Annotated in this window: 7 protein-coding genes; 2 read left to right on the plus strand and 5 right to left on the minus strand. The window is 70.5% G+C overall.

Features of this window, described 5'->3' with window-relative positions:
* The first annotated feature begins 23 nt into the window (after window positions 1-23).
* Window positions 24-1,787 carry a glycosyl hydrolase family 18 protein gene (locus EAO76_RS20995; protein WP_187438723.1) on the plus strand — a complete coding sequence of 588 codons (1,764 nt, stop codon included), beginning with the start codon at window positions 24-26 and terminating at the stop codon, window positions 1,785-1,787.
* A 76-nt stretch (window positions 1,788-1,863) separates the two neighbouring features.
* On the opposite strand, the gene EAO76_RS21000 is transcribed toward EAO76_RS20995, so the two are convergent.
* The 3 genes from EAO76_RS21000 to EAO76_RS21010 are packed head-to-tail and all read right to left on the minus strand — an operon-like array spanning window position 1,864 to window position 5,265.
* A complete protein-coding gene (locus EAO76_RS21000; protein ID WP_148837493.1) occupies window positions 1,864-2,610 on the minus strand; it encodes a succinate dehydrogenase/fumarate reductase iron-sulfur subunit in 747 nt (248 codons plus the stop codon).
* Window positions 2,607-4,556: a fumarate reductase/succinate dehydrogenase flavoprotein subunit gene (locus tag EAO76_RS21005; protein WP_148837494.1), complete on the minus strand. Its 1,950-nt coding sequence runs from the start codon at window positions 4,554-4,556 to the stop codon at window positions 2,607-2,609. Before EAO76_RS21005 ends, EAO76_RS21000 begins: the two co-directional genes overlap by 4 nt.
* 1 nt (window position 4,557) lies before the next feature.
* Complete coding sequence (locus tag EAO76_RS21010) at window positions 4,558-5,265, minus strand: succinate dehydrogenase (protein ID WP_148837495.1); 708 nt, start codon at window positions 5,263-5,265, stop codon at window positions 4,558-4,560.
* Between the two features lie 96 nt (window positions 5,266-5,361).
* On the opposite strand from EAO76_RS21010, the gene EAO76_RS21015 reads away from it, so the two are divergent.
* Window positions 5,362-6,252 carry a LysR family transcriptional regulator gene (locus EAO76_RS21015; RefSeq protein WP_148837496.1) on the plus strand — a complete coding sequence of 297 codons (891 nt, stop codon included), beginning with the start codon at window positions 5,362-5,364 and terminating at the stop codon, window positions 6,250-6,252.
* Between the two features lie 67 nt (window positions 6,253-6,319).
* Here the strand turns inward: EAO76_RS21015 and EAO76_RS21020 are convergent, their stop codons facing one another.
* On the minus strand, window positions 6,320-8,494 hold the full coding sequence (locus tag EAO76_RS21020; RefSeq protein WP_148837497.1) for a bifunctional diguanylate cyclase/phosphodiesterase: 2,175 nt from the start codon (window positions 8,492-8,494) through the stop codon (window positions 6,320-6,322).
* Window positions 8,491-9,309 carry an SAM-dependent methyltransferase gene (locus EAO76_RS21025; RefSeq protein WP_148837498.1) on the minus strand — a complete coding sequence of 273 codons (819 nt, stop codon included), beginning with the start codon at window positions 9,307-9,309 and terminating at the stop codon, window positions 8,491-8,493. The genes EAO76_RS21020 and EAO76_RS21025 overlap by 4 nt, the downstream gene beginning before the upstream one ends.
* Between the last annotated feature and the right edge of the window lie 663 nt (window positions 9,310-9,972).

The raw sequence follows: 9,972 nt of genomic DNA on the forward strand, positions 1-9,972 counted from the left end.
CCTCACCCCGCTGGGAGCACCCCATGAGACGTCCAAGAGCACTCGGCGCAGTCCTGAGTGTTGTGGCGACGACCGTCGCGTCCGCCGGCCTGGTCCTCGGATCGGGCACCGGCGCGCAGGCCGCCGCGACCGCCGCCACTCCCCTGCCGGCCCATGTCTTCGCCCCGTACTTCGAGTCGTGGAACGGCGACAGCCCGGCCGCGCTCTCGCAGGCGTCCGGCGCCAAGTACCTGACCATGGCCTTCCTCCAGACGGAGGCCCGCGGTTCCTGCACCCCCTACTGGAACGGCGATTCGAGCACTCCCGTCGCCCAGTCCGTGTTCGGCGCCGACTTCACCACCATGCGGTCGCGCGGCGGTGACGTGATCCCGTCGTTCGGCGGCTACACCGCCGACAACGGCGGTACCGAGATCGCCGACAGCTGTACGAGCGTCGACTCCATCGCGGCGGCGTACGAGAAGGTCATCACGACCTACGACGTGTCCCGTCTCGACATGGACATCGAGGACAACTCGCTGGAGAACGGCGCCGGGATCGACCGCCGCAACAAGGCCATCAAGAAGGTGCAGGACTGGGCCGCGGCCAACGGCCGCCCGTTGCAGATCTCCTACACCCTGCCCACCACCACGAGCGGCCTCGCCGACAGCGGTCTGGCGGTGCTGGAGAACGCCGTGGCCAACGGCGCGAAGGTCGACGTCGTGAACCTGATGACGTTCGACTACTACGACGGCGCCGCCCACAACATGGCCCAGGACACCAAGACGGCGATCAGCGGCCTCAAGGACCAGCTCGCCGATCTCTACCCGTCGAGGACCGACGCGCAGCTGTGGGGCATGACCGGCATCATCGAGATGCCGGGCATCGACGACTACGGCCCCGCCGAGACGTTCACCACGGCCGACGCCCCGGTGGTCTACGACTGGGCCGTCTCCAAGGGCGTCAGCACCCTGTCGTTCTGGGCGCTCCAGCGCGACAACGGGGGCTGCCCCGGCACCGGCGGCAACGACACCTGCTCCGGCATCGCCCAGGACACCTGGTACTTCAGCCACACCTTCGCACCCTTCACCAGCGGCTCCGGTCCGGTGACGGACGACTACTCGGTGGCTGTCGCGCCCGCCTCGGCCTCGGTCGCGCCGGGCGGTTCCACCACGGCGGACGTGAGAACCGCGGTGACCTCCGGCAGCGCGAAGACCGTGGCACTGACGGTGTCCGGGGCACCCGCCGGTGTCACGGCGGCGCTCGCCCCGGCATCGGTCACCGCCGGGGGCACGTCGAAGCTGACGGTGTCCGCGTCGGACTCCGCCGCGCCGGGAACGTACCGGCTCACGGTGACGGGTGCCTCGGGGACGCTCAGCCACTCGGCGGCCCTCACCCTGACCGTGTCGGGTCCGGGCGGCGGCACCGGAGTCCTGGTCAACGGCGACTTCGAGAGCGGTTCGCCGAGCCCCTGGACCTGTGACACGGGCAGCGCGGTCGTCTCCGCCCCGGTGCACGGCGGTTCGCACGCGCTGGCCGTCGCGGCCACCGCCTCGCAGACCGGCGAGTGCGCGCAGAGCCTCGCTCTTTCCCCCAACACCCGCTACACGCTGAGCGGTTGGGTGCAGGGGAACTACGGGTACCTCGGGGTGCGCGGTGACGCGACCGCGAGCGTCTGGGGTTCGTCGAGCGGTTACGCGAAGCAGTCGGTGACCTTCACCACCGGCTCGACCGGGGCGGTGACCGTCTATCTGCACGGCTGGTACGGGCAGGGCACGGTCCACGCGGACGACCTCTCCGTGACGTCCTGATCCGTTCCGGACGCGACGACGTCCCGGTCCCGGGGGCGGGCGGCCCCCGGGACCGGGAATCCGTGGTCCGCGCCGGTCAGCGGCGCACCTTGCGGGTGGCCCGCAACCACTCCTTGTTCATGGCCGAGATCGAGGGCAGCGGGATGCCCTTCGGGCAGGCCGTGGCGCACTCCCCGGTGAGGGTGCAGCCGCCGAAGCCCTCGCTGTCCATCTGGCCGACCATGTCGAGGACCCGGGTCTCGCGCTCCGGGGCGCCCTGCGGCAGCACGTTGAGATGGTTGATCTTCGCCGAGGTGAAGAGCATCGCCGAGCCGTTGGGGCAGGCGGCGACGCAGGCTCCGCAGCCGATGCACTCGGCGTGCTCGAAGGCGAAGTCGGCGTCCGGCTTGGGCACCGGGGTGGCGTGCGCCTCGGGGGCGGTGCCGGTCGGGGCGGAGATGTAGCCGCCCGCCTGGATGATCCGGTCGAAGGCCGAGCGGTCCACGACCAGGTCCTTGACGACCGGGAAGGCGGAGGCGCGCCACGGTTCGACGTCGATCGTGTCGCCGTCCTCGAAGGAGCGCATGTGGAGCTGGCAGGTGGTGGTGCGCTCGGGTCCGTGGGCGTCGCCGTTGATGACGAGGCTGCAGGCTCCGCAGATGCCCTCGCGGCAGTCGTGGTCGAAGGCGACCGGGTCGTCGCCGGCGAGGATGAGCTCCTCGTTGAGGGTGTCGAGCATCTCCAGGAACGACATGTCCTGCGAGATGCCGTCCACCTCGTAGGTGGACATGGCGCCGGGGGCGTCGGCGTTCTTCTGGCGCCAGACGCGCAGGGTGAGCTTCATGCGTAGCTCCGCTGGGTGGGGTGGACGTACTCGAAGACGAGGTCTTCCCTGTGCAGGACGGGGGCCTCGCCGGTGCCGGAGAACTCCCAGGCGGCGGCGTAGGAGAACTCCTCGTCCCGGCGGGCGGCCTCGCCGTCCGGGGTCTGCGACTCCTCGCGGAAGTGGCCGCCGCAGGACTCGGCGCGGTGCAGTGCGTCGAGGCACATGAGCTCGGCCAGTTCCAGGTAGTCGACGATGCGGTTGGCCTTCTCCAAGGACTGGTTGAACTCCTCGCCGGTGCCGGGGACCTTGATGCGGCGCCAGAACTCCTCGCGGATCCGCGGGATACGTTCCAGCGCCTTGCGCAGCCCCTCCTCGGTGCGGGCCATTCCGCAGTACTCCCACATGAGTTCGCCGATCTCGCGGTGGAAGGAGTCGGGGGTGCGGTCGCCGTCGATGGAGAGCAGCAGGTTGAGCCGGTCCTCGGTGTCGGCGACGGCCTCCTGCACGGCCGGGTGCGAGGCGTCGACCTCGTCGCGGTGCGGATTGCGGGCCAGGTAGTCGTTGATGGTCGACGGCAGGACGAAGTAGCCGTCGGCGAGGCCCTGCATCAGCGCGGAGGCGCCGAGCCGGTTGGCTCCGTGGTCGGAGAAGTTGGCCTCGCCGATCGCGAAGAGGCCGGGGACCGTGGTCTGGAGGTCGTAGTCGACCCAGAGCCCGCCCATCGTGTAGTGCACGGCGGGGTAGATCCGCATCGGGGTCTCGTACGGGTTCTCCGCGGTGATCCGCGCGTACATGTCGAAGAGGTTGCCGTACTTCTCCTCGACCTTGTCCCGGCCCATGCGCCCGATGGCCTCGGCGAAGTCCAGGTAGACGCCCTGGCCGCCGGGGCCGACGCCGCGGCCCTCGTCGCAGACGTTCTTCGCGGCGCGGGAGGCGATGTCCCGGGGCACGAGGTTGCCGAAGGAGGGGTAGATGCGCTCCAGGTAGTAGTCGCGCTCGTCCTCGGGGATCTCGTTGGCGGGGCGGGTGTCGCCCTTGGCCCTGGGGACCCAGATCCGGCCGTCGTTGCGCAGCGACTCGCTCATCAGCGTCAGCTTGGACTGGTGGTCGCCGGTGCGCGGGATGCAGGTGGGGTGGATCTGGGTGAAGCAGGGGTTGGCGAAGTACGCGCCGCGGCGGTGGGCCCGCCAGACGGCGGTGGCGTTGGAGTTCATGGCGTTCGTCGACAGGTAGAAGACGTTGCCGTAGCCGCCGCTGGCCAGGACGACCGCGTCGGCGAAGTAGGTGTCGATCTTGCCGGTGACCAGGTCGCGGGCGACGATGCCGCGGGCCTTTCCGTCGACGACGACCAGGTCGAGCATCTCGGTGCGGGCGTGCAGTTCGACGTTGCCCGCGGCGATCTGCCTGGACAGCGCCTGATAGGCGCCGAGGAGCAGCTGCTGTCCGGTCTGGCCGCGGGCGTAGAAGGTGCGGGAGACCTGGACACCGCCGAAGGACCGGTTGTCGAGGAGGCCGCCGTACTCGCGGGCGAAGGGGACGCCCTGGGCGACGCACTGGTCGATGATCTCGACGGAGATCTGGGCGAGCCGGTGGACGTTGGACTCGCGGGCGCGGAAGTCGCCGCCCTTGACCGTGTCGTAGAAGAGGCGGTGGATGGAGTCGCCGTCGTTGCGGTAGTTCTTCGCGGCGTTGATGCCGCCCTGGGCGGCGACGGAGTGGGCGCGGCGGGGGGAGTCCTGGAAGCAGAACTGGACGACGTGGTAGCCCTGTTCGGCCAGGGTCGCGCCGGCCGATCCGCCGGCGAGACCCGTTCCGACGACGATGACGGTGTGCTTGCGGCGGTTGGCCGGGTTGACCAGCTTGGCCTGGAAGCGGCGGGTGTCCCAGCGTTCGGCGACGGGGCCGGCGGGGGCCTTGGTGTCGACGACGGGTGCGCCCGTCTCGTAGTGCGTGTAGTCGGTCATGTCAGCTCACGACTCCGGTCATGACGGCGACGGGTACGGAGATGAAGCCCAGCGTCAGTACCAGCGCGAGGGCATTGGCCAGGGCCTTGAGGGCCCGGTCCCGGGCCGCGTTGCCCGCGCCGAGGGTCTGGGCGGCGCTCCAGAAGCCGTGCCGGACGTGGAACCCGAGGGCGAGCACGGCGGCGATGTAGACCGTGTTGCCGTACCAGGTGGAGAAGGTGTCGACGACGTTCTGGTACGGGTGTCCGGGCTGGAAGCCGCCGGGGTGCGCGGTGCCCGTCGTCAGGTCGAGGATGTGCCAGACGATGAACAGGCCGAGGATGATCCCGCCCCAGCGCATGGTGCGGGTGGCGTACCCGGCGCGCGGCCTGCGGTGCACGTACTTGGCGGGGCGCGCCCTGATGTCGCGGCGGCTCAGCTGGTACGCGGAGACGGCGTGCAGCACCACGGCGGCGACGAGCACCAGGCGGACGATCCACAGGGCCCACTCGTAGTGCAGGAAGGGCTCGCCCAGGGTCCGCAGCCAGTGCGCGTAGTGGTTGAACTCGTCGGCCCCGAAGAAGATCTTCAGGTTGCCGAGCATGTGGACGACCAGGTACAGGAGCATGACCAGGCCGCTCACGGCCATGACCGTCTTCTTGCCGACGGACGAGTCCCAGATCGTGCGCGTCATGGACGGCCGTCGGTCCGTCCGTGTTGCCAATGCCATGAACACGACGCTAGGGCCGGACGGCCCCATCAGTCCAAGACATGGAATGGCTCATCTTCATAGTCTGGGACTATTGTGGTAGGTCGAGGTGAGCACATGCAGTTCCAGCAGTTGACGTATTTCGTCGCCGTGGCCGAGACCCGGCACTTCACCCGTGCCGCCGAGGCGGTGCACGTCTCGCAGCCCTCGCTCTCCCAGCAGATCAGGGCGCTGGAGAACGAGCTGGGGGCGGAGCTGTTCAGCCGGGCCCGGGGCAACATCGCGCTCACCGACGCGGGCGAGGCGCTGCTGCCGCTGGCCCGCCGGATCCTCGCGGACGCCGACACCGCCCGCCACGAGGTGCAGGAGCTGGCACAGCTGCGCCGGGGCCGGGTGCGCCTGGGGGCCACGCCCAGCCTCTGCACGGGCCTGCTCCCCGACGTGCTGCGCGCCTTCCACGACCGCCATCCGGGCATCCGGCTGCTGCTGGAGGAGGGCGGTTCGCTCGACCTCGTGCGGGGGCTGGCGCGCGGCGCGCTCGACCTCGCCCTGGTGGTCCTGCCGCTGCCCGCCGCCTCCCCCGCGCTCACCACGGTCGAGCTGCTCCAGGAGGACCTGGTCGTGGTGTCGTCCGCCCGGGGGCCGCGGCCGGGCCGGGGCGGGAGCGTGCGGATCGCCGACCTCCAGGGGGAGCCCCTGGTGATGTTCCGGCACGGCTACGACCTGCGGGAGCTGACGGTCGCCGCCTGCCGGGCGGAGGGCTTCGAGCCGTCGTTCACGGTGGAGGGCGGCGAGATGGACGCGGTGCTCGGTTTCGTCCGGGCCGGGCTCGGCATCGCGGTGGTGCCCAGCATGGTCGCCGGGCGGTTCGGCCACGAGCTGCGGACCACCGCGCTGGCCCGCCCCGGCCTGCGGCGCACCATCGCGCTGGCGCACCGCAGCGACGTGGCCCCGCCGCGTGCGGCGCGCGAGCTCCAGCGGGTGCTGCTCGCCACCCGGAAGGACTGACCCGGACCCGCCGCGGCCGACGGGCTCCCCGCGGCCGGGACGACCGGCCGCGGGGAGCCCCGGGGTCTCACACCGCGTCGGCCAGCAGCAGCGAGTGGATCCGGTCGGGGGCGCCCGGCCGGGCGTAGTACCAGCCCTGGGCCGTGTCGCATCCCAGCTTGCGCAGCTGTTCGGCCTGCGCCCCGGTCTCCACCCCCTCCACCGTGACGGCGAGGTCCAGGCTGTGCGCCAGCGAGACGATCCCCTCGACGATCTTCAGGTCGACCGGGTCCGCCGGGTGCTGCTGCATGCCCATCGTGAAGGAACGGTCCAGCTTGAGCACGCTCACCGGGAGCCTGCGCAGGTTCGCCAGGTTCGAGTAGCCGGTGCCGAAGTCGTCGAGCGCTATGTCGACGCCCATCTCGGCCAGTTGCCGCAGCGGCTTGAGCAGGTCGTCGTCCGCGCCGATGAGCGCGGACTCGGTGACCTCCAGGCACAGCGCCCCGGGTTCGAGCCCCGACCGCTCCAGCACGTCGACGGTCTCGGCGACCAGCCGCGGGTGGTGCAGCTGGGTCGGCGAGAGGTTGACGTTGATGCGCAGCGGTCCGCCGTCGGTGTGCCGCTCCTGCCAGAAGTTGGCCTGCCGGACGGACTCCTCCAGCACCCAGCGGCCCAGCGGCACGATCAGGCCGGTGTGCTCGGCGAGCGGGATGAACCGGTCCGGGCCGAGCACCCCGTGCTGCGGATGGCACCAGCGCACCAGCGCCTCCGCACCGTGCACCGTGCCGTCACCGAGGTGGACGAGCGGCTGGTACTCGATGAAGAACTCGCCGCGCTCCAGTGCGGCGGGCAGCGCGGTGGTCAGCCCGTGCCGTGTGATGGCACGGGCGTCGGCCTCCGCGTCGGCGAACTCGAACCGGTTGCCGCCCGCCCCCTTGGCCCGGTACATCGTGATGTCGGCGCTGCGCAGCACCTCGGCGGCGCCGCGTTCGCCCGCCGGTCCCTCCACGACGCCGATGGAGCCGCGCACGGTCAGCTCGCGGCCTTCGAGCCGGATGGGGGTGCCGAGCGCGTTGAGGATGCGGCAGGCCAGTTCGGTGACCTCCTTCTCGGTGTCGGGGCCGGTGGTCAGGGCCACGAACTCGTCGCCGCCGAGCCTGGCGACCATCTCGCCGGGCGCGGTCGCGCAGCTCTGCAGCCGGTCGGCCACCTCGACCAGCAGCCGGTCGCCGGACGCGTGCCCGAGGCTGTCGTTGATCGCCTTGAAGCCGTCCAGGTCGAGGTAGCACAGGCCGAAGCGGCTGCCGTCGTCGGCGCAGAGCGCCTTCTCCAGCCGTTCGAAGAACAGCGTCCGGTTGGGCAGTCCGGTGAGCGCGTCATGGGTGGCCTCGTACCGCAGCCGCAGGTTCAGCAGTCTGCGTTCCGTGGTGTCCTCCATCAGCGCCAGCTGGTACTGCGGGTTGCCCTCGGCGTCGCGCAGCAGCGACACCGTCAGGTTGGTCCACAGCACGGTGCCGTCGTTGCGGTAGTACGGCTTCTCGACCCGGTAGTGCTCGCGTTCGCCGCGCACCAGCTCGTCGTAGTACTTCCAGACGTGCGGCGAGTCCTCGGGGTGGACCCACTCGTTGACCTTGTGGCTGCGCACGTGGTTGTCGAGGCCGCCGAACATCCGGGTGAGGGTGTCGTTGACCTCCAGCACGTTGCCGTCCAGGTCGGCGATGCCGATCCCGATGGCCGCGTCCTTGAAGACGGCCCGGAACCGCGCCTCCGTCGCGTGCAGCGCCTGTTCGGCGTCGGAGCGGGCGGCGAGAGCCGAACGCGCGATGGCCTCCTGCTCGGCGAGGGTGCGCTGGCGCAGCGCCTCGGTGAAGCCGCCGGCCAGGGCGTGCTGCATCCGCGCGCAGCGGGCCCTGAGGTCCTCGGTGGACAGCGCCGTCGGGCCGTTGCCGCCGCAGTACAGCACCAGGTACGAGTCGATGACGCCGAGCGTGCTGCTGAGCGCGTCGGGGTCCGTGCAGTGTGCGGCGACGAGGGCGGCGCCCACCTCGCCCGCGGGGGCCGCGTCGAAGGGCCGCTCGTGCAGGGTGTCGCTGAGCCCGCGGGCCAGCGGCAGCAGGTGCTGCTCGAACTCCGTGCGCGTCAGGGAGGTGGCCGTCGAGGGGAAGATGGCCCGGCTCCAGATGGTGGCGAATCTTCGGAGCCGGCCCTCGGGTCCGTCGGGCTCCGCGTCCGGCACTCCGGACGACTGGGCGGGAATGCTCACGCCTTGCGTCCCACGCCCGCGAAGCCCGAGAAGGCGTACGGATCCTCTTGCTCCGCCACCACCGGGGTCTCCGGCCGCCAGTGCGGCATCGACACGAGTCCGGGCTCCACCATCTCGTACCCCTCGAAGAAGCGCGTGATCTCGTCGCGGGAGCGCATGACGAGGGGGTTGCGGATGTTCTCGTAGACCCCGACCATGCCGCCCGCCTCCTCCCGGGTGAGCGGGATCCCCTCGTACGAGGCGTGCGTGATGACGACGAGGCTGCCGGGGGCGAGTGCCTCGCGCAGCTCGGCGACCGCGGCCTGCGGCTCGTCGGCGTCCTCGAGGAAGTGGAGCACGGCGACGAGCAGCAGGGCCACCGGGCGGTCCAGGTCGAGAAGTCCGGAGACCTCCGGGCTCTTCACGATCTCCTGGGGGCGGCGCAGGTCCGCGGCGGCGATCACCGCCCGGTCGTTGCCCTCCAGCACGGCCTTGCTGTGTGCGACCGCGACCGGGTCGTGGTCGACGTACGCCACCCGGGCCCCGGGGTCGGCGGCCTGGGCGATTTCGTGGACATTGCCGAAGGTCGGTATTCCGGAACCGATGTCCAGAAACTGACTGATGCCCTCGCCGACCGCGTAATGCACGGCTCTGCGCATGAAGGCGCGATTCGCCTGCATGATCTTGGGGAGTCCAGGCATGAACTCCATGGCCTTGCGCGCCGCTTCCCGGTCCACCTCGAAATTGTGCGATCCGCCCAGATAGAAGTCGTACATGCGGGACACGCTCGGCACCGTGATGTCTATGCCTTGCGGTGCCCAAGCGGGACGCTCCATCGATGTCTCCAACAAGTCGCTACGGCGATCCGGCCATGTTCATGGTCAGTGTTGACCAGAGGCTACTGATCGTCCGCCAAGAGAGCGAGTGGAAACGGAAATTAGCCGTCCGTTATTGGTCACACACCAGTGGCATGTGCAACCGATCAGTCGCTACGTGTGACATTCGGCGACGAACGGCCCTTCCGGGAAGGCTTTGCCCATCACGGGAGGAGCCCGCCGCGCAGGCACCGGAGAGCACCCCGTAACATGTGCCCGCGGAGCCACCGCCATTGCCGTCCCGGTTTCCCGTCACCGCCCCCGGTTTCACCTCGCCGGAAAAGGTACGGACCACTTGACGGACATCGGTCCGCATGGCGGTTCACCGGGGCCGTCGCGAGTGGCGAATCCTTTGCCGGCGGCGCCGTGGCGGCATTTCTTGCCGCCGGGGCAACACCCTTTCCACAAGGGTGATTTGACCGGAGGATCGGGAGCCCGCGCGAAATCACCGGCCTTCCGGGATCGGCCCCGGACACCGGAGCGGCCCGGCACGCGGGAGCCGTCGCCCGGAACCCCGCCCCGACCACCTTCGGCCGGGCATCCGGCCGAGCGCCTTCACTCGATCGCCTTAGCAATCCGCCCCGGGCCCGAACCGGCCGCCCACCCTGCCGGAACACCTGGTTC

This window comes from Streptomyces sp. sk2.1 (assembly GCF_008120935.1).
Classification (GTDB): Bacteria; Actinomycetota; Actinomycetes; order Streptomycetales; family Streptomycetaceae; genus Streptomyces.

Coding starts and splice junctions, on each gene's coding strand:
- EAO76_RS21005 (WP_148837494.1), bottom strand. CDS start 4,556: ATGACCGACTACACGCACTACGAGACGGGCGCACCCGTCGTCGACACC.
- EAO76_RS21010 (WP_148837495.1), bottom strand. CDS start 5,265: ATGGCATTGGCAACACGGACGGACCGACGGCCGTCCATGACGCGCACG.
- EAO76_RS21000 (WP_148837493.1), bottom strand. CDS start 2,610: ATGAAGCTCACCCTGCGCGTCTGGCGCCAGAAGAACGCCGACGCCCCC.
- EAO76_RS21025 (WP_148837498.1), bottom strand. CDS start 9,309: ATGGAGCGTCCCGCTTGGGCACCGCAAGGCATAGACATCACGGTGCCG.
- EAO76_RS21015 (WP_148837496.1), top strand. CDS start 5,362: ATGCAGTTCCAGCAGTTGACGTATTTCGTCGCCGTGGCCGAGACCCGG.
- EAO76_RS20995 (WP_187438723.1), top strand. CDS start 24: ATGAGACGTCCAAGAGCACTCGGCGCAGTCCTGAGTGTTGTGGCGACG.